An 18,946-nucleotide genomic window follows, 5' to 3' on the forward strand; every position below is an offset into this window, starting at 1 on the left:
TGTTTTTGTTGTTAACCGCCGGGGCGCGCCCCGGCGGTCGCGCCCTGTCAGCCTTGCCGTCTGCGCAGGGTAAAGCGGTAGCGGTATTCCCGCGCGGTCAGCAGATATTCCGGGTGCACGCTCGGTGTCCAGGAATCATCGCCGCCAACGCCCATATGGAAGCCATCAATGGTCAGCCAGATCCCGGCCTCCGGCTGCAATTTATGCCAGTGGCTGGTTTCCATCAGCTGACGCGTGCCGTAAGGGCTTAGCGAGAAATGAAACTCGCCTTCGGCCTGCCAGCCGTTCCAGTTAAGCTCGCGGGTGTTGCAACGCAGGCCGTTTTCGCCGGGGAAAATATACGGCGTGGTGAGCTCTGAAAGCGGCAGCGTCCAGCGCGAGAAGCACGCGCTGCTCAGGCGGTCCGGGTAGTTCTCATGCGGGCCGAGGCCGAGCCAGCTTGCCGTCTCTTCGCCGCCGCGTAACTGGCAGACGACGCCCACGCGCGGCAGCGGCGGCAGTGCGGCGCTGCGCGCGATGTCGATATCGCAGTGCAGCGCGCCCTGGTTATCCACCACCATGCGCCAGCGGCTGAGAATAGCCGGGCCGTCCGCCACGCCTTTTACGAAGTACGCGTGCTGCGCGACGATCTCCACGCCGTCGCGGGTGGTCTGCGCGTCGCAGGCCAGGCAGCGGTGTTCGGTGTTATACAGCCCGGCGGCTTTCCAGCGCTCCACCCAGGCGTTCGGATCGATGCGTTCCACTTCGCTGACGCCGATATCGTTATCGATCGGCGCGCGGATGAACTGATCGGCAAGCGGCGTCAGGATCTGATCCACGCCGTCGTCGCTCCACTGTATCAGTTGACCGCTGGCGCGGCTCACGCGCCAGGTCTGACACCCGTGGCGAATGACAAATTCCGCGTCGGTGATCTCAAGCTGCGGCGCGTCGCCTGCCGCAACCGGCTCCGGCAGCGCGAGCGGTGCGGCGAGCGGCCATTGCGCCCAGGCGCTGAGATGCCCTTCCGGCGACCACGGCGTCGCCTGCGGCTGTTCAACGCGCACATGCAGCCAGATTTCCTCGTCGCCCGCGCGGGCGCTAAAGCCTGTGTCGCTGAGCGTCAGCACGCGGGACGCCTGCGGGCCGAGCTCCAGCGTCAGTTCCCCGCTCAGGCGCGTCTCGCCGCGCACCTCGATGCTCCACAGCAGGCGCTCGTTGTCGCTCTCGCGGAACAGGTATTCGCTGGTCACCTCGATTTGCAGCGGGTTTTCACTCACCAGACGGAACTGGAAGAACTGCTGCTGATGCTTCGCCTCAAAGAGCGCCGGGTGCGGCGTGCGGTCCGGAAAGACCAGCCCGTTCATGCAGAACTGACGGTCGTTCGGCGTGTCGCCGAAATCGCCGCCGTAGGCCCACCAGCGGCTGCCGTCAGGCTCGACGCGCGTAATGGCCTGGTCGGCCCAGTCCCAGATAAAGCCGCCCTGCAGGCGCGGATACTGGCGGAACGCGGCCCAGTAATCAGCGAAATTCCCCAGGCTGTTGCCCATCGCGTGGGCGTATTCACAAAGGATCAGCGGGCGGGTTTCGCCAGGCATTGAAATCCACTTTTTGATCGACCATTTCGGCACCGCAGGAATCAGCTGGTCGGTCTCCACGCGCGCGTACATCGGGCAGATGATGTCGGTCGCGCGGGTATCCGCCCCGCCACCTTCATACTGCACCGGGCGCGTCGGGTCCTGATGCTTGATCCAGTTATAGAGCGCGGTGTGGGTCGCGCCGTTGCCAGACTCATTGCCGAGCGACCAGATAATAATGCTCGGGTGGTTACGGTTGCATTTCACCATGCGCGTGACGCGCTCGCTGTACGCGCCAAGCCACACCGGATCGTCCGAAAGACGGCTCATCGGCTCCATGCCGTGGGTTTCGATATTGGCTTCGTCCACCACGTACAGCCCGTAGCGGCTGCACAGTTCATACCAGCGCGGCTGGTTGGGGTAGTGCGAACAGCGCACGGCGTTGAAGTTGTTCTGCTTCATCAGCAGGATGTCCTGCACCATCGCCGCCTCGTCCACCGCCTGGCCTTTTTCCGGGTGATGCTCGTGACGGTTAACGCCGCGGATCAGCAGCGGCTGGCCGTTGAGCGTCAGCAGGCCGTTGTTGATTTCCACGCGACGAAAGCCGACGTCGTGCGCCTCAGAGACCAGCGGCATGCCGTCGGCATCCAGCAGCGTCACCACCGCGCGATACAGATGCGGCGTTTCGGCGCTCCACAGCAGCGGGTTGTCAACGTCAAGCGAGAGCGTGACGCGCTCGGCGTAGTTGCCACGCTCATCAATCGGGGCGGAGCCGAGCGGCAGCGTCTGGCTCGCGATTTCGTTTTCGCCGTGCCACAGCGCGAGTGTCACGCTAAGCCCGCACGCAGCGGGCGTCACTTCCACCTCGCTGAACAGCGTGGCGTGACGCAGCGACGGCGCAAGCTCGGTATGCACGCGCACATCGGCCAGCGCCTGCTCCGGGAGATGCAGCAGGCTGACCGGGCGGAAAATGCCGCTCATGCGCCACATATCCTGATCTTCCAGATAAGTGCCGTCCGACCAGCGCAGCACCAGCACGCACAGGCGGTTGCGGCCCGCGTGCAGCACGCCGGTAAGATCGAATTCCGCCGGCAGGCGGCTGTCCTGCGAATAGCCCACCCACTGACCGTTACACCAGAGATAAAACGCCGAATTCACGCCGCCAAAGATAATGCGCGTGCGGCCCGTCTCCAGCCACGCCTGCGGCACCTCGATATCGCGCGAATAGCAGCCTGTCGGGTTGTCGTCCGGCACAAACGGCGGATTCACCGGGATCGGGTAGCGCACGTTGGTGTAGATCGGCGTGTCGTAGCCTTCCATCTGCCAGTTTGACGGCACCGGCGTGGCGCGGGCGTCGCTGAGATCCGCCGCCAGCCAGACTTCCGGCACCTGGTGAGGGCTGGCGAAAAAGCTGAACTGCCATTCGCCGTCGAGCGACAGCACGGCGTCGGATGGCTCTCCCCGGCGCGCCCGATCGGCGTCGCGCCAGCCGTGCAGCGGCGTATGGGACGGCAGACGGTTAACGCTGGTGATCGCCGGGTTCTGCCAGTCGTTGCGGGCAAGGATCGTCGCCAGCGGGCGCGTCTGAAGTTCGTTAAAAGCGGTCGTGGTGGGGTTTTCTGTCATGATGGTTCCCTGGAAAGAATAAAATGTCGTGCGCTAACATAAAGGATCAGCATGGCGGGAAACCGGACAGATCGCGAATGGCGGCGTTGCAGAATGAGATCCTGGATCACATCACAGCGCATGCAGGATCGTGAATTGCGATCTTCGTCACAACAGTGATGTTAGCGAACGACATTGCACGCCATAAATTGACTTTATCGCGCGCCATGGCCGATGATTCAGGCCACACAGGCAGAGGAATGGCGATGAAAAAACGACTCAGCACGCTGGATGACGTGGCGCAGAAAGCCGGGGTGTCGCACCAGACGGTGTCGCGCGTGCTTAATAAGCCGGAGATGGTTTCGCCCGCGACACGCCAGCGGGTGCTGGAGGCCATGGACGCTCTACAGTTTGTACCAAACCGCAGCGCGCAACTGCTGGCCGGGAAAGCCACCCGCACGCTCGGGTTTATCACCGTTTCTCTGGCGCTGCATGCGCCGTCGCAGATTGCCGCCGCCATTAAAAGCCACGCCGCGCGAGCGGACTACAGCGTGGTGATCGCCACGCTGGAAACCGGCACGCTGGAGGAGCTACAACGCTCGCTCAATGAAATGCGTGCGCAGAAAGTGGATGGCGTCATTATCAACCTGCCGCTCGGGGCGGAGGCGGCCGCAAGCCTCGTTAACGACAACAGCGATCTGCTGTGCCTGTTTCTCGATGTACCCGCCGACAGCGACGTCTTTCACGTAAGCTTTGACCCGCGCGACGGCTCGCGCCAGAGCGTGGAGTTACTGCTGAACGGCGGCCATCAGCGCATCGCGCTGCTCGCAGGGCCAGAACACTCGGTGGCATCCGGCATGCGTCTCGCCTGCTGGCAGGAGGTGCTTAGCGCGCACGGGCTGGCCCCCTGCGCGGTTTTACACGGCGACTGGAGCTCGAAAGACGCCTGGCAGCAGACGCTGAGCCTGTTCCGCACCCGGCGCGATATCACGGCGCTGGTGGTGGCGAACGATCAGATGGCGTTCGGTGCCATGAGCGCGCTGGATGAACTGGGCCTGCGCGTGCCGCAGGATGTGTCGGTGATTGGCTATGACGACACGCCGGACAGCGCCTATTTCATTCCGCCGCTTACCACCGTCGAGCAGGATTTCAACCGGCTGGGCGCGCAGGCGGTGAGCCGCATGGTGGCGCGCCTCACGGGCCACGGCGAGAGCGGCTCCACCCTGCTGCCGACCCGCTTTATCGAGCGCCGCTCCACAGCGCCGCTGGGCGATCGCAACGCCTCTCGTGAACGGCTGCTCGATGAAATGGCACGCCTGGTGAAAGCCCTGCGCGAGTGCTGAGCCTCAGCGCGCTTTATCCTCCTGCTTCATTCGCGCGCGAATGCCGCCGTCAATGGTCGTAGTGTCCGCCATCGGCGTATAGATAGCGCCGGTCGTCGGGGCCAGCGGCTGCGCTTTTTCCACCGAGCGGTTAATCACTTTCGCGGAGAGTTTTTCCGTCATATCCGGGAAAAGATGGTGCGATAAATTCGACGAGCGCGCCTTCCAGCCCACCGGGATCTCCTCTTGCGGTTTGAAGCAGGCTTTGACCATCGCGTCGATGACTTTCTCCGGCGAATCCATCGCGGCCATGCGCGGCGCGTGGCCGGTATAGTTGGCGGCGTGCGTCCACCACGGCGTATCCACCGCCCACGGCATGATGGTCGCCACTTTGATGTCGTGGTAATCGTTAAGCCGCAGCTCCTCGTTAATGGTGCGTCCGAGGCTCAGCACGGCGGCTTTGGTGGCGGCGTAGCTCGACTGAAACGCCAGCGGCACTTCGCTGTCCACCGAGCCGGTGTTAATCAGCACGCCGAAGCCCTGGGCGATAAAATGTTTCATCGCCACGTGCGCGCCGTAAATCACGCCTTTCAGGTTCACATCCACCAGCCGCTCATGGTCGGCTATCGGGATCTCCCAGAACCAGCCGAGCGCCCCGATACCGACGTTATTGATCCAGACGTTAATCGGCCCGAAGCGCGCGATCGCCGCCTGCGCCAGGCGCTCCACCTGATCCGGCTGGCTGACGTCTGTTTCCACCGCCAGCGCGTGGCCGTTGTCAGCGTTTATCTCCTGCGCCAGCGCCTCCAGCGCCTCGCCCCGACGCGCCGCCAGCACGACGTTCGCGCCGCGTTTGGCGAGCGCCAGCGCGGCCCCGCGGCCAAAACCGCTCGACGCCCCGGTGATAACGATAGTGGTGTTGATCATTCGTTCTTCAGACATAGCGGCCCCTCTTTTTATCAGCAGATTGCCGCGCCGCTTCAGGCCCGAAGGGCGGCGCGGCCCAGCTTTCAGTCTGGACCGGGATGCGCAGAACGCAAAAAGATGGGCTTGTTATTCGCCAGCTGAACCTGAAATTAAAACGGCTTCGTTTGAGGGCAGGCAGGTATTAGGGATTTGGTATGGGCGTGGGACGGAATTAAACAGTATCTTTTGAGTTATGATACCAGGTGAAGTCAGCGCGGTTCAGCCCAGATGTGAATGCAAGCAATCACAATACAAATTGTACAAACAGATAAAGCGTCATTCAGGGAGAACAAAGATGAGTTTTGAGCGAAAAAAGGAACGTGCACTTACCATGATGGAAAGTAAAAACATGTGGCGCAGCAACTATGCCCCTCCTCTGTTGCGTCTGTTATGGAAGTCAGGATTAAAAATCCCTCCCTTACCTTTCGCGCCGTTCTGGCAAGTAACATTAATTATGGGATTCGGGTTTAGCCTTGTATGGGGGCTCGTTATGTGGTTTTTCACATGGCAAGCAATGGGCGTCCAACCTTCCTCGGCGATATTAAGGAGCCTCGCAGGTGGGCTTCTGTTCGGCATAATCATGGCAGCGTTTCATAGCTGGCGTAAAAAGGCCAATAATTTGCCTGACTGGAAAGACCTGTAAATGGCCTGCGAACGGCTCAGTATCGCTTACAGCCCGGCCATGCTAAAAGCGCCTTATGCCAAATGGGCGTTATCACTTTCGCGCCTGTCTTAGTGAGGCTGTTTCAGGCGGTTAATCAATGATGGCTGGCTTAGCCGTGACGTGTTGCCTGAAAGAAACCTCTTGCGATACATCCATTCTTTCGGTTTCGCTGACAAAAAAGGATGGCACCAGGCCATCCTTTTTTCATACTCAGGCGCGCAGACCGCCTGCCAGCAGCGTAAACACCTCGATCATTTTCGGCAATGCTTCTTCCGGTTCCGGGCTTGCGGCCACCCACAGCGCGGCATTAAGCGCCGCGCCGTTCAGCAGCCGCGCGGCGGCGTCGGCGTCCACCGGTTTGATTATCCCGCGCGCCATCATGCTGATAACGGTCTCGCGCGTGGCGTCGAGGCAGCTATTCTGGCTCGGCCACTGCGCCGGATCGCCGAGAAACGCCGGGCCATCCAGCAGCACAATGCGCCGCACCTCTTCATCCAGCGCCATCCGAATATAGGCGACGCCTTCGGCGATCAGCGTTTCCCACGGGTCTTCCACGCCTGCGGCGGTCGCTTTCGCGCGCTGCGCCATCTCGCCGTCCACCTGGGCGACCACGGCGGCGAGCAGTCCTTTTTTATCGCCGAAATTATGATACAGCGCGCCGCGCGTCAGCCCGACGCTGGCGGTGAGCTCATCCATTGAAGCCGCCGCAAACCCTTTCTCAGCAAACGCCTTTCGCGCCGCCGCGATGAGTTTCGCGCGGTTTTCTTCCATGGTGTCGATGCGCCGTTTTGCGGCCATAGGATCTCCTTTTCACATACGCGACGTATTTCAATTGACATACGCGGCGTATGTGCAATGATTGTTCACATACGCCGCGTATATTAAATCAATTCCCGGCAAGGCGCACCCGGCTTCTTGCCCAACATTAACAGGACACCCTATGACTTCTCGCGAACCTATCTTCCCCGCTAACCGTCATGCGCTGTATGAAGAACACGGTTATTCCGCCGCCATCCGTAGCGGCGATCTGCTATTTGTTTCAGGCCAGGTGGGCAGCCGCGCCGACGGCACGCCGGAGCCGGATTTCGAAGCGCAGGTACGCCTCGCGTTTGAGAACCTGCGCGCAACGCTCGCCGCCGCCGGTTGTACCTTTGACGATCTGGTGGATGTCACCACGTTTCATACCGATCCCGAGCGCCAGTTCCCGGCCATTATGGCGGTTAAACAGGCTATTTTCCCGGCACCGCCGTACCCGAACTGGACCGCCGTCGGCGTGAACTGGCTGGCGGGTTTTGACTTTGAAATCAAGGTGATTGCCCGTATCCCGGACGGGCGGCGCGCATAATAAAAAAGGATGGCTCAGGGCCATCCTTTTTATCAACCACTACACGTTACAGGCCGCGGCGCGCCATTAACAGCGCCAGATCCACCAGCCGGTTTGAGAAGCCCCATTCGTTATCATACCAGGCGAGGATTTTGACCATGTTGCCGCCAATCACCAGCGTTGAGAGACCGTCGATAATGGACGAGCGCGGGTCGCCGCGGTAGTCGCTGGAGACCAGCGGTTCATCGCTGTAGCCGAGAATGCCTTGCAGTGGCCCTTCCTGAGAGGCCTTCAGAAACGCGGCGTTGACCTCTTCCACGGTGACATCTCGGGCGAGCGTGACGGTGAGATCGACAATCGACACCACCGGCACCGGTACGCGCAGCGAGTAACCCGTCATGCGGCCATCGAGTTCAGGGATCACTTTACCGATCGCCTTCGCCGCCCCGCTGGAGTACGGCACGATGGAGAGCGCCGCCGCGCGCGCGCCGCGCAGATCTTTTTCCGGCTGGTCGTGGAGCGCCTGGCTGTTGGTGTAGGCATGGGTAGTGTTCATCAGGCCGTGCTGAATGCCGAACTGCTGATGCAGCACCTGGGCTGCGGGCGCAAGACCGTTGGTGGTGCAGCTGCCGTTGCTGACCACGCGGTGCAGCGCCGGATCGTACTGCTCATGGTTAACGCCCATCACGATGGTCAGGTCGTCGTTTTTCGCCGGGGCCGAAATAATGACGCGTTTCGCGCCGCCTTTGGTGATATGCGCTTCGGCCTGGGCTTTGTCGGTAAAGAAACCGGTGGCTTCGATGACAATTTCCACGCCCACGCTGCTCCACGGAATATTGCCGGGGTCGCGCTCGGAGAAGACGCGGATGGCGCGCCCGTCGAGCTTCAGCTCGCCCTCGCCCGCTTCTACGGTCGCCGGCAGCGTGCCGAGCAGGGAGTCATGTTTCAGCAGATGCGCCAGGGTTTTGCTGTCGGTGAGATCGTTAATCGCCACCACCTGAAACGCCTCATTGCCCAGCGCGGCGCGTAGTACGTTGCGGCCGATACGGCCAAATCCGTTAATGCCTACTTTAACCATGATGAAGCTCCTCTGTTAACGTTCTGTAGAGAGTGTGTAACAGAGAGCCAATGGCGTAAATGACGAGATTAGATCACTTTACGCCATCATGCGCACGCAGAAGCGTTCGCGATAGTCGGACGGCGTGAGATGCAGATTGCGCTCAAAGACGCGGCGCAGGTTGATACCGTTGCCGAAACCGCACTGCGTCGCGACCTGCTCAATGCTTTCGCTCCCCTGCTCCAGGCGCTGGCGGGCGGCGTCAAGGCGCGCCTCTTCCACATAACGGGCGGGCGACACGCCGGTTTCGCGCGTAAAGACACGGGTGAAATTGCGTGGGCTCATCGCCACGTGTTCCGCCAGCCGCTCAACGCTGAGATCCTGCGCCAGGTTCTCAAGGATCCAGCCCTGGAGATCGCGGATCGGGCCAGGCGTTTTCGCCTGAGTCAGCAGATAGCGGCTGAACTGCGACTGGCCGCCGGGGCGACGCAGATACATCACCAGCTCCTGCGCGACGTTGCGCGCCAGCTCAAAACCGCCGTCTTCTTCCAGCAGCGCCAGCGTCAGATCAAACCCCGAGGTTACGCCTGCCGACGTCCAGATATCGCCGTCCTGCACGTAAATCGGCCCGCGCTCTACCGTCACCGCCGGGAAACGCGCGGCGAGCGTATCAAGCAGCCGCCAGTGGGTGGTGGCGCGTCGCCCGTCCAGCAGACCAGCCTGCGCCAGCAGCAGCGCCCCGCCGCACACCGAGACCACGCGCCGGGCATACGGTGCCGCCTGTGCCAGCCACTGCGCTACCTGGTCGCCCTCTTCTTCCGTCAGCCCGCGGCCCGTCACCATGATGGTGTCAAAAGGCGTGTGCGGCGCGAGATCGCACAGGCGGTGCTCAGCCAGCAGCTTAAAGCCGGAGGCACCGTGGATCACATGATGCGGCTGGGTGGTGGCAAGCGTCACCTGATAGTGCGGCTCAGGGGCATCCGCAGACCGCAACTGGTTGGCCCGGGTAAAGATATCGGCGATGCCGGTCGCTTCCAGCAGCATGCCCCCTTCCGGGGCGATAATCAGAATAGTTTTCATGTCCTGAAAAATACGCTTTATACAAATTAAGTCAACACAGGCGCTTAAGCGTATGGCGGTTTCAGAGCGTGTGATGGCGTGCTCAGCCCGGCATTGAGCACAGATAACGCTTTGTGGAATAAGTAAAATCGCAATAAATAAAAGGGAGGCGGGTTTTAGTGAGAGAGGAAACAGAGCGCGCTGATGTTATCGCGAGGCCGCGTTTTATTTCAGGAAATTCCCGCCGCTGGCGCAGCGGGGCTGACGTTACTGCCGCGATTGCCAGTCGCGCTCGCAGTGTTCTTTCGCTTCGGCCAGGAGATCACGCAGTTCCGGCGCGCCGTCGCTGTAACCGTAATCCATCGTGCTGCTGGCGGCCTGCTGCTCCTGCTGCGCGGCAAAACGGATCTCATCCTGCTGCGGCTGCCATTCACCGTTATCGTCACGCACCAACCGCGTGGCGTATTGCGGCTGTTTGTCATCCTCGCCGTAGATTTCATATTTACACTCAGGCGCGTTTTCCGGCCCAAATTCCAGGGTATCGATCAGATGCGGCTGTGCCATCGTGCCTCCTTCAACAGGTTAAAAATAAAGGGTAGTACAGGGAAGCGGAATGTGCCGGAGCCGTGTAGAATAACCGAAGCGCGGGACGGGAGATAAATAAGGAAAATCGTCATGCTGAAAAAAGCTATTTTCTTTTTCATTGAGCCGTATTTACCTTACGTCGCCCTTTTCTTCATTGTGCTCGGCGGTGTTATTTTTCATTATGTTGTTCCCGAGCACGCAGGTGTATTGACGTTTATGTGGCTGGTGCATGTGCTGTACTGGTTTATGAAATATGTGCCCTCTTATATCAGATTTAAATAATAAGCCGCACACAGATAATGCCTCTGCGCCACTAATGCGCAGAGGCTCAACATTTAATGAGTTTCAAGTAGCGTGAGTTTACCGTCGGGGGTTTGTCTGTAAAGTTTTCCATCCAGACCAAAGAAAACTTTCTTACTATAATCTCCTCCAACCCTCATCACGACATCATTATAAATACAATTTTCATCACTTTTAATATCATCGAAACAATTATAATCGTCTATAGTGCCATCGTTACTGCCTGTCGGTGCCGCGACATACCCTCCGAAATACATGATGGTGATTGTAAAGTCTTCGGGGTTATCGATTAAATGATATTTTTCTTGCAGGTTATCTTTGTTTTTATTCCACCAGTCAATCTTACCCCGATCTGTGAGCGGCGGATGATTAATATATACTTTACCATCAGCCACCCTAATTATTTCTGTTGGCGCAAGAAAACCCCAGCAAAACCATGTAAAACATATTAACAACAAAGCAAAAAGGATTTGCTTAAACATTATATTCACCTGCAATGGTTATTTTAGCTTCAAAATTTGTAAAAAATGGTTTAAAGCCGAATTTATTGAACCTCTGCAAGACAAACCAGATTCTAAAGAAAGTAAAGGCATTAAATTGTACTTTACTGATATCATCAGTATCAAGCCCAAAATGATCCTGACCTTTAAAACGAATAACAGCAATGTATTTTTTATTATTCAGAACCAGCGAGTCAATAGAAATTTGTGTACTATTAACATCATGTATGGAAATTCCCAAACCGTTAATGCATGACTGCCAACCAACAAATTTAGGCAAGTGCACACTCGTAAAAGGTTTTGTAAAATGATCTTTCGTTAACACATACTTATCAAAATTATGTCTATCAAGAATATATTTGATAGTACCTACTGCACTTGTATTACTTTTATCCTGGGTTATAACTTTTCTATATGCTTCATTCATCTGCAAATCATAATAATCCGCACCATCTTTGTAATGCATATGGTCAATTAATCTGGCGATAAGGCCTTTATATGTGCCGACAAAAGAGAAAGCTTTGGACTGCGTTTTCATATCATTAAAAAGCATTTCAATCACTCTTTCTTTCGTATAAGGCGCAAGGCGGCGCAGCGCCGGGTGATCATAGGGAGAACGATAGGTACAATAATCAATAAAGGGTGACACCTGATACAGTTTAAAACGCTCCTTAAGCGTTTTCTCATCCAGATCGCCATACTTCATATCATCAGCGTTGCGATCGTTAAAAGGCTTTTGACTTGTAAAAACAGTTAACGGCTGCGCGAGTCCACTCATTGAATCACATCCTTATATATCCATTGGGTGAAATATCATTATACGCTTTTATTAAGCGGCTCAAACCATTTTCGTTGAAACATGACGAACCGCAAAAAAATTATCTTCTGCAAAATCCCCAATGATATATTTCTTTTTTAGAATAGCCTGCTGTTATGAATGTCTTCAACTCGCCGCCTTCCGCCATAAAACAAAAGAAAACCAATAAAGATAGTGGGATCATTTGCATTACCACTGCCAAGATCATTCATTTAGGTCATAAAGTGCTAATTATCATTTGCAATTAATATATTAACCCCTCAGGATAAACCCGAAGCGGCAACACTGAATACCGCATAGATGATGATATTTACTTACAAACCTCAGACGAAAAGATACAGCAGATCCGCGAAAGGCCTACGTCGCTTACAGATGTTGAAATAAAAACAATCTCAACGCCCCCTCTCCCCAAACCGCACCCACGTTTAAGCAGTCGCCCCTCACCCATGCCACAATAAGTTAACCGTTTTTTTACTTCGGAGCGCCGATGCACGCCCTTCACTCTTCTTTCCCACCCGTGTTTGACGGCCATAACGATCTGCTGCTGCGCCTGTGGCTACGCGCGGAGGCCGAGCCTGTCGGGGCGGTGTTCAGCGGCCTGGAAGGCGGCCATCTGGATTATCCGCGGATGCGCCAGGGCGGCTTTGCCGGTGGGCTGTTCGCGGTGTTTGTGCCGCCGCCGGAGTATGTCGCGCAGATGCGTAATCTGCCGCTGGCGGATGCCGAAACGATGCACGATCCGCTCGCCATCACGCAGGCGCAGATTGGGCTGTTTCACGCGATGGCGCAGGCCTCCAGCGGGAAAATGCGCGTCTGCCGGACGGTGGCGGATATCGAGCAGTGCATGGCGGATGACGTGGTGGCGCTGGTGCTGCATATCGAAGGCGCGCAGGCGATCGACGCCCAACTGGAGCCGTTCGACGCCCTGCTCGCCCAGGGCGTGCGCAGCATTGGGCCGTTCTGGAACACGCCGAACATTTTTGGCGAAGGGGTCAGCGGGCCGTTTCCTGGCTCGCCCGATACCGGCGCCGGGTTAACGCCTGCCGGTAAAGCGCTCATCCGCGCCTGCCGCGAGCGGCATGTGCTGGTGGATGTCTCGCATATGAATCAGAAGGCGTTTTTCGATACCGCGGCCATCGGCGGCGGGCCGCTGGTGGCGACCCACTCCAACGCCCACGCGCTCTGCGCGCAGCCGCGCAACCTTACCGATGAGCAACTCGCGGCCATTAACGCGAGCGACGGTCTGGTCGGCGTGAACTTCGGCACCGCCTTTCTGCGCGCCGACGGGCAGCGCAACGGCGATACGCCCTTATCCGAAATTGTTACGCACGTTGAGTATCTGATTACTAAACTGGGTGAAGACCGCGTGGCGTTCGGATCGGATTTCGACGGCATCAGCCTGCCGGATGCGATGGGCGACGTCACCGGTTTACCGCGTCTGATGCAGGCGCTGGCAGCGGCAGGTTTCGACGCGCCGCTGCTGGAAAAGCTTGCCTGGCGCAACTGGTTGCGCGTGCTCAGGCTCGCCTGGGGAGAATCGCAATAAATGGATAAGCATTTAAGTTGCGATCTCGATCACATTTACGCAACATAAGCGCGCCGGTAATCGGTTTCACCAGGGTGGTAAAAAATCACCCGTTAGATGAGGAGTAAGACTATGACCAAGTGGACTAAACCTGCGTTTGTTGACCTGCGCCTGGGTCTGGAAGTGACCCTGTACATTTCCAACCGTTAATCGCCTGTGCCCGCGGCTTCGCGGGCACCTTTTCTCTTTTCCTTTCCGGTTCTGCACATGCAAATCAAAGTTCTCGGCTCTGCGGCGGGCGGCGGTTTCCCTCAGTGGAACTGCAACTGCGCCAATTGCCAGGGCGTGCGTAACGGCACGATGAAAACGTCCGCGCGTACCCAGTCTTCCATCGCCGTCAGCGATGACGGGAAAAACTGGGTGCTGTGCAACGTCTCGCCCGACATTTGCCACCAGCTTCTCGCTTCACCCGAATTGCATAATCCCGGGGTGCTGCGCGGCACCGGCATCGGCGCGATTATTCTCACCGACAGCCAGATAGATCACAGCGCGGGATTACTCAATTTACGTGAAGGCTGCCCGCACCATGTCTGGTGCACGCCGGAAGTGCATGACGATCTCTGCACCGGTTTTCCGGTCTTCCCGATGCTCTCCCACTGGAACGGCGGGCTGATTCATCACCCGATTGCGCCGCTGTCGCGCTTTCAGGTGCGGGTCTGTCCTGGCGTGCATTTCACCGCCATTCCGCTGCTGAGCAACGCGCCGCCCTACTCGCCGTACCGCGATCGCCCGCTACCGGGCCATAACGTCGCGCTGTTTATCGAAGAAGAAGGCGGGAAAAGCCTGCTCTACGCGCCGGGCCTCGGCGAGCCGGACGACGCCATTCTGCCGTGGCTTGAGCGCGCCGACGTGTTGCTGATTGACGGCACGCTGTGGCGCGACAACGAGCTTGCCGCCACCGGCGTTGGCCATAACACCGGCAAAGCGATGGGCCATCTGGCGCTGTCGGAAGAACAGGGTCTGGCGGCCTTACTGGCGCGCCTGCCCGCGGAGCGCAAGATTCTCATTCATATTAATAATACCAACCCGATCCTCAACGAGGCGTCCCCGGAGCGCCAGTCCCTGCACCAGCTGGGCATTGAGGTGAGCCACGACGGGATGGTAATCGCGCTATAAGAGGCTTTATGACCGAGCAACGACTGCTGACGCCCGACGAGTTCGAAGCGGCGCTGCGCGCGAAAGGCGCGTTCTATCACATTCACCACCCTTATCACATCGCCATGCATAACGGCGAGGCGACCCGCGAGCAGATCCAGGGCTGGGTGGCGAACCGGTTCTATTACCAGACCAGCATTCCCATCAAGGACGCCGCCATTATGGCGAACTGTCCGCATCCGGAAGTGCGCCGCCAGTGGGTGCAGCGCATTCTCGACCACGACGGCTATGACGGCAGCGAAGGCGGCATTGAAGCCTGGCTGCGTCTTGGCGAGGCGGTCGGGCTGTCGCGCGAATCGCTGCTCTCTGAAGAGCGCGTGCTGCCGGGCGTGCGCTTCGCGGTGGACGCCTATGTCAACTTCGCCCGCCGCGCCTGCTGGGAAGAGGCCGCGTGCAGTTCGCTGACCGAGCTGTTCGCCCCGCAAATCCACCAGGCGCGCCTCGACAGCTGGCCGCAGCACTACACCTGGATTGAAGCGGAAGGCTATGACTACTTCCGCAGCCGCTTAAACCAGGCGCGCCGCGACGTCGAGCACGGGCTTTCGCTCGCACTCGAATACTGCAACACGATGGAGCGCCAGCAGCGAATGCTGGAGATTTTGCAGTTTAAGCTCGACATCCTCTGGAGCATGCTCGACGCCATGACCATGGCCTATACGCTGGACAGAGCGCCTTATCACACCGTCACCCGCGAGGCGGTGTGGCACAAACGGAGACTGGTCTGATGCAGCCTGAACGCCATCATATTCCGCAATTTCGCCGCGGCTACCGCCTGCAATGGGAAGAGGCGCAGAACACGCATGTGATCCTCTACCCGGAAGGCATGGCGAAGCTGAACGAGAGCGCCGCCGCCATTCTGCAACTGGTGGACGGCCAGCAGACCGCGGGCGCGATAATCGACACGCTGGAAGCGCGCTTCCCGGAAGCCGCCCCGCTGACCGACGATGTGCTGGGCTTTCTGGGCCTCGCGTATCAACAAAAATGGGTGATTTTCCGTGAGTGACGCGAAACCCGTAAACCCGCCGCTGTGGCTGCTGGCGGAGCTGACCTACCGCTGCCCGCTGCAGTGCCCGTATTGCTCAAACCCGCTCGATTTCGCCGCGCAGGAGAATGAGCTGACGACAGAGCAGTGGATTGACGTCTTTCGCCAGGCGCGTGCCATGGGCGCGGTGCAGCTCGGGTTTTCCGGCGGCGAGCCGCTGGTGCGTAAAGATCTGCCGGAGCTTATCGCTGCCGCGCGCGGCATGGGCTTTTACACCAATCTGATCACATCCGGCATCGGGCTTACTGAGAAAAAGCTCCAGACCTTCGCCGACGCCGGGCTGGATCATATCCAGATAAGCTTCCAGGCGAGCGACGAGACGCTGAACGCGGCGCTGGCGGGCAACGAGAAAGCGTTCCACCAGAAGCTCGCGATGGCGAAAGCCGTAAAAGCGCTCGGTTACCCGATGGTGCTGAATTTCGTGCTGCACCGCCACAACATCGACCAGATCGACCGCATTATCGAGCTCGCCATCCAGCTGGACGCGGACGACGTGGAGCTCGCCACCTGTCAGTTTTACGGCTGGGCGCACCTGAACCGCGAAGGGCTGCTGCCGACCCGCGAGCAGATCGCGCGCGCCGAGGAGGTGGTGAAACACTACCGCGAGAAGATGGCCGACACCGGCAATCTCGCTAACCTGCTGTTTGTGACGCCGGACTATTACGAAGAGCGCCCGAAAGGCTGCATGGGCGGCTGGGGCGCGATTTTCCTCTCCGTCACGCCGGAGGGCACCGCGCTGCCGTGTCACAGCGCGCGCCAGTTGCCGGTGAAATTCCCGTCGGTGCTGGAGCAGTCGCTGTCGCATATCTGGTATGAGTCGTTCGGCTTTAACCGTTACCGCGGCAACGACTGGATGCCAGAGCCGTGCCGCTCCTGCCCGGAAAAAGAGCAGGATTTCGGCGGCTGCCGCTGCCAGGCATTTATGCTGACCGGCGATGCGGCCAACGCCGACCCGGTGTGCAGTAAATCGCCGCACCACGGCACGATCCTCGCCGCGCGCGAGGCGGCCAATAGCACGCAGATGGACATTGGCGATCTGCGGTTTCGCAACCGCGCCAACTCACAACTCATTTTCAAAACGCCGCAATGATCCAAACGCGCAGGCTGGCTAGCGGCATCACGCTCACGCTTATCCACCAGCCGCAGGCCACGCAGGCCGCGGCGCTGTGGCGCGTCAACGCGGGCAGCCTGCACGAGCCGGACGACTGGCCGGGGCTGGCGCATCTGCTGGAGCATATGCTATTTCGCGAAAGCGAGGGCTACCGCGATGACGAGCGCCTGATGCGCTGGGTGCCGGATCAGGGCGGGCGGCTTAACGCCTCCACCCGGCTGTGCCAGACCGCGTTTTTCTTTGAAGTGCCTGCGCAGGCGCTGGCGCCCGGGCTTTCGCGCCTGACCGATATGCTCGCCGCGCCCCGCTTTACGCCAGCGGCGCTGATGCAGGAGGCGCAGGTGATTGACGCCGAATACCGGCTGCTGGCGCAGGACGCCGCCACCCGGCGCGAGGCGGCGCTGCTGGCGTTAATGGCGGGCGATGCGCGTCTCACGCGGTTGCGCATCGGCAATAAGAGAGCCTTCGGCGAAGATCCGGCGCGGCTGCGCGCGGCACTGACAGCCTTTCATCATCAGCACTATCACGCCGGGAACCTGCACCTGTGGCTCTGCGGCCCGCAACCGCTGGAGACGCTGGAGAAGCTTGCCTGCGAGGCCGCCGCGCGCATCCGGCCGGGGGGGGCCGCACCGCTCGCCATCAATGCCCGCACGGGTGAATCGGGCGCGCTGGCGCAGCCGGGCTTTGCGCAACTGGAACTGAGCTTTTTGCTGCCTGCTGACGTGCGACCGGCCCTGCGCCTGCTGGAGCAGTGCCTGCACAGCGAAGCGCCCGGCGGACTGATGGCCGCGCTGCGCGCGCAGACGCTCGCCGATGACGCCGCACTTGAGGCCGATGCGCTGGATGACGACACGCTCTGGCTGCGGTTTTCTTTCGCGCTGACCCGTGACGCCGTGAATCCGGCGCACGTGGAGGCGCAGTTACGCCAGTGGATAGCGGCGCTTGCCGCGCTGCCGGAGGACGCGCTTTCGCCGCTGCTGCGCCTCGCCGACGAAGACGTTAATGCGCTCGCGCCGATGGACCATCTGCGCGCCCGCGCGTTCGGCCTGCCGCCGGTGAAGGGTAACGCGCTGCGCCCGCTGCTGGCGGCACTCCTGGCCCAGCGCCCGACGCGCCTGTGGCTCTCTCCTGAAGTACACGGCGCGACGGTGACGACACAGGCGCTAACGCTCACCACAGGCGATTTCCCGTATGCGCCGGGTGACGCACCGCCTGTGACGGCGTTTACGCCCGCGCCGCATTTTCCACCGCCGCTTTCCGTGGCGCTGCCGGGCGACAGCGCGCCGCTGGCATGGCGGCCAGAGGCGGAGCGCATCACGCTGACGCTTGAGCCCGCGCCGGGCACGCGGGTCAGCGATCGTCGCGGCATGGAGCTGCTCGCGCGCCTGCGCCCGCTGTGCGACCGGGCGCGCCTGAGCGGCGGCGCGCTGCGCACAGGCCTTGTTGAAGGGCGCTGGCGCATCACGCTTTGCGGCGATGAGGCGCTGCTGATGATGCTGGCGACCGAGATGATGACATACCTCTGGGAGCCGGATGACCGCTACGGCGCGGAAGCCGAACGGCTGGCGGCGCGCGCGCAGGCGCAGGAAGCTCAGGCCATCGCGGTACGGCGGTTGCTGGCGCAGCTTCCCCGCGAGCTGCTGAAGGCGGCAGGCGACACCAGCGCACAGGCGTGGCAGGCCACGCTTGAGGGCGGCGGCCCGCTGCTGCGCGACGTGCTCGCGCGCCGCTTAACCGATTTCCCCTTCCCGATCGTCGCCCCGACGCCGCCGCGCCCGCTGCCCGCGCCGCACCGTTTTACCCTGCCCGCGAACGGCACCGACAGCGCCCTGCTCCTTTTCGTGCCGCTTGTGGCCTCGCAGCGCGAGGCCGTCACTGCGCTTCACGCGCCGTTTTTCCAGCATATGCGGGTGGAGAATAATATCGGTTACGTGGCGCAGTGCCAGTGGCACACCTGCGCGGGCTACGAAGGGCTGCTGGCGCTGTTGCAGTCGCCGCATCTTTCCCCGGATGCGCTGTTAAATGAAACCACCGCGTTTTTCGAACGCCAGGGTGAGACGTGGCGCGCCGTTACACAAAAAGCGTGGGTGGGCTGTGTGACGGGGGAAGGCGGGGAGTGATAAATCGCCGCCGTCGCCAGCGATGTCGATGCGGCCTGCGAGCAGGTCTATATCGCGTTTGGTGAAAAACAGGATCACATGGTGATTGATTGCATGGTCAAAGAAGGGAATGCCTGGAAAGTGCAGTCGGTGGCGAATGTGGCATTTTCGCGTAACCTCTCCCGCCCGTCGCCGTGATAAA

The 18,946-nt window shown here is 59.8% G+C and carries 19 protein-coding genes; 11 read left to right on the forward strand and 8 right to left on the reverse strand.

All coding sequences use genetic code 11. From position 1 onward, the window contains the following. Positions 1 to 47: 47 nt before the first annotated feature. Positions 48 to 3,179: a beta-galactosidase gene (locus G6041_RS10935; protein WP_012125561.1), complete on the reverse strand. Its 3,132-nt coding sequence runs from the start codon at positions 3,177 to 3,179 to the stop codon at positions 48 to 50. A gap of 245 nt (positions 3,180 to 3,424) precedes the next feature. On the opposite strand from G6041_RS10935, the gene G6041_RS10940 reads away from it, so the two are divergent. After that, positions 3,425 to 4,501: a LacI family DNA-binding transcriptional regulator gene (locus tag G6041_RS10940; protein ID WP_041460734.1), complete on the forward strand. Its 1,077-nt coding sequence runs from the start codon at positions 3,425 to 3,427 to the stop codon at positions 4,499 to 4,501. 3 nt (positions 4,502 to 4,504) lie between these two features. Here the strand turns inward: G6041_RS10940 and G6041_RS10945 are convergent, their stop codons facing one another. Beyond that, positions 4,505 to 5,422 (reverse strand): SDR family NAD(P)-dependent oxidoreductase, encoded by a 918-nt coding sequence (locus G6041_RS10945; protein WP_007895807.1) that lies wholly within the window; start codon positions 5,420 to 5,422, stop codon positions 4,505 to 4,507. Between the two features lie 319 nt (positions 5,423 to 5,741). On the opposite strand from G6041_RS10945, the gene G6041_RS10950 reads away from it, so the two are divergent. Next, positions 5,742 to 6,089, forward strand: a complete 348-nt coding sequence (locus tag G6041_RS10950) for a DUF6404 family protein (RefSeq protein ID WP_012125564.1) — start codon at positions 5,742 to 5,744, stop codon at positions 6,087 to 6,089. Between the two features lie 231 nt (positions 6,090 to 6,320). Here G6041_RS10950 and G6041_RS10955 read toward each other — a convergent pair whose 3' ends face one another. Then, complete coding sequence (locus G6041_RS10955) at positions 6,321 to 6,908, reverse strand: TetR/AcrR family transcriptional regulator (RefSeq protein ID WP_012125565.1); 588 nt, start codon at positions 6,906 to 6,908, stop codon at positions 6,321 to 6,323. A gap of 142 nt (positions 6,909 to 7,050) precedes the next feature. Here G6041_RS10955 and G6041_RS10960 point away from each other — a divergent pair, with 142 nt between their 5' ends. Then, positions 7,051 to 7,455, forward strand: a complete 405-nt coding sequence (locus G6041_RS10960; RefSeq protein WP_007864971.1) for a RidA family protein — start codon at positions 7,051 to 7,053, stop codon at positions 7,453 to 7,455. Between the two features lie 46 nt (positions 7,456 to 7,501). On the opposite strand, the gene gap is transcribed toward G6041_RS10960, so the two are convergent. From gap to G6041_RS10975, 3 genes are all read right to left on the reverse strand, one after another. Next, positions 7,502 to 8,512, reverse strand: coding sequence for a type I glyceraldehyde-3-phosphate dehydrogenase (gap, locus tag G6041_RS10965; protein ID WP_007887986.1), 1,011 nt, complete (start codon positions 8,510 to 8,512; stop codon positions 7,502 to 7,504). Positions 8,513 to 8,590: 78 nt separating this feature from the next. Then, complete coding sequence (locus G6041_RS10970) at positions 8,591 to 9,571, reverse strand: GlxA family transcriptional regulator (RefSeq protein WP_012125566.1); 981 nt, start codon at positions 9,569 to 9,571, stop codon at positions 8,591 to 8,593. 246 nt (positions 9,572 to 9,817) lie between these two features. Continuing rightward, positions 9,818 to 10,114, reverse strand: coding sequence for a hypothetical protein (locus G6041_RS10975; RefSeq protein ID WP_004386323.1), 297 nt, complete (start codon positions 10,112 to 10,114; stop codon positions 9,818 to 9,820). A 111-nt stretch (positions 10,115 to 10,225) separates the two neighbouring features. On the opposite strand from G6041_RS10975, the gene G6041_RS10980 reads away from it, so the two are divergent. After that, on the forward strand, positions 10,226 to 10,417 hold the full coding sequence (locus G6041_RS10980; RefSeq protein ID WP_012125569.1) for a hypothetical protein: 192 nt from the start codon (positions 10,226 to 10,228) through the stop codon (positions 10,415 to 10,417). Between the two features lie 53 nt (positions 10,418 to 10,470). Here the strand turns inward: G6041_RS10980 and G6041_RS10985 are convergent, their stop codons facing one another. Both G6041_RS10985 and G6041_RS10990 read right to left on the reverse strand, forming a co-directional pair. Continuing rightward, positions 10,471 to 10,917, reverse strand: a complete 447-nt coding sequence (locus tag G6041_RS10985; protein ID WP_012125570.1) for a DUF943 family protein — start codon at positions 10,915 to 10,917, stop codon at positions 10,471 to 10,473. Continuing rightward, positions 10,910 to 11,713 carry a DUF3289 family protein gene (locus G6041_RS10990; RefSeq protein WP_012125571.1) on the reverse strand — a complete coding sequence of 268 codons (804 nt, stop codon included), beginning with the start codon at positions 11,711 to 11,713 and terminating at the stop codon, positions 10,910 to 10,912. The genes G6041_RS10985 and G6041_RS10990 overlap by 8 nt, the downstream gene beginning before the upstream one ends. Positions 11,714 to 12,239: 526 nt before the next feature. Here G6041_RS10990 and G6041_RS10995 point away from each other — a divergent pair. The 7 genes from G6041_RS10995 (at position 12,240) to pqqF (ending at position 18,765) form a co-directional block, all read left to right on the forward strand. Continuing rightward, positions 12,240 to 13,298 (forward strand): dipeptidase, encoded by a 1,059-nt coding sequence (locus G6041_RS10995; RefSeq protein ID WP_012125573.1) that lies wholly within the window; start codon positions 12,240 to 12,242, stop codon positions 13,296 to 13,298. Positions 13,299 to 13,409: 111 nt separating this feature from the next. Beyond that, the gene (gene pqqA, locus G6041_RS11000; protein ID WP_004387125.1) at positions 13,410 to 13,487 is read left to right on the forward strand and encodes a pyrroloquinoline quinone precursor peptide PqqA; all 78 of its coding nucleotides are present in this window, start codon (positions 13,410 to 13,412) and stop codon (positions 13,485 to 13,487) included. Between the two features lie 57 nt (positions 13,488 to 13,544). Continuing rightward, the gene (pqqB, locus tag G6041_RS11005; RefSeq protein ID WP_012125574.1) at positions 13,545 to 14,453 is read left to right on the forward strand and encodes a pyrroloquinoline quinone biosynthesis protein PqqB; all 909 of its coding nucleotides are present in this window, start codon (positions 13,545 to 13,547) and stop codon (positions 14,451 to 14,453) included. 8 nt (positions 14,454 to 14,461) lie between these two features. Continuing rightward, the gene (gene pqqC / locus G6041_RS11010; RefSeq protein WP_012125575.1) at positions 14,462 to 15,217 is read left to right on the forward strand and encodes a pyrroloquinoline-quinone synthase PqqC; all 756 of its coding nucleotides are present in this window, start codon (positions 14,462 to 14,464) and stop codon (positions 15,215 to 15,217) included. Next, positions 15,217 to 15,495, forward strand: coding sequence for a pyrroloquinoline quinone biosynthesis peptide chaperone PqqD (gene pqqD, locus G6041_RS11015; RefSeq protein WP_004387128.1), 279 nt, complete (start codon positions 15,217 to 15,219; stop codon positions 15,493 to 15,495). Before pqqC ends, pqqD begins: the two co-directional genes overlap by 1 nt. After that, a complete protein-coding gene (gene pqqE, locus G6041_RS11020) occupies positions 15,488 to 16,624 on the forward strand; it encodes a pyrroloquinoline quinone biosynthesis protein PqqE (protein WP_012125576.1) in 1,137 nt (378 codons plus the stop codon). Before pqqD ends, pqqE begins: the two co-directional genes overlap by 8 nt. After that, entirely contained in the window at positions 16,621 to 18,765 is a 2,145-nt protein-coding gene (pqqF, locus tag G6041_RS11025) for a pyrroloquinoline quinone biosynthesis protein PqqF (protein WP_012125577.1), read from the forward strand. Before pqqE ends, pqqF begins: the two co-directional genes overlap by 4 nt. Positions 18,766 to 18,946 lie beyond the last annotated feature (181 nt).

Origin of the sequence: Cronobacter sp. HA18003, assembly GCF_011605905.1 — a bacterium.
GTDB lineage: Bacteria > Pseudomonadota > Gammaproteobacteria > Enterobacterales > Enterobacteriaceae > Cronobacter > Cronobacter sakazakii.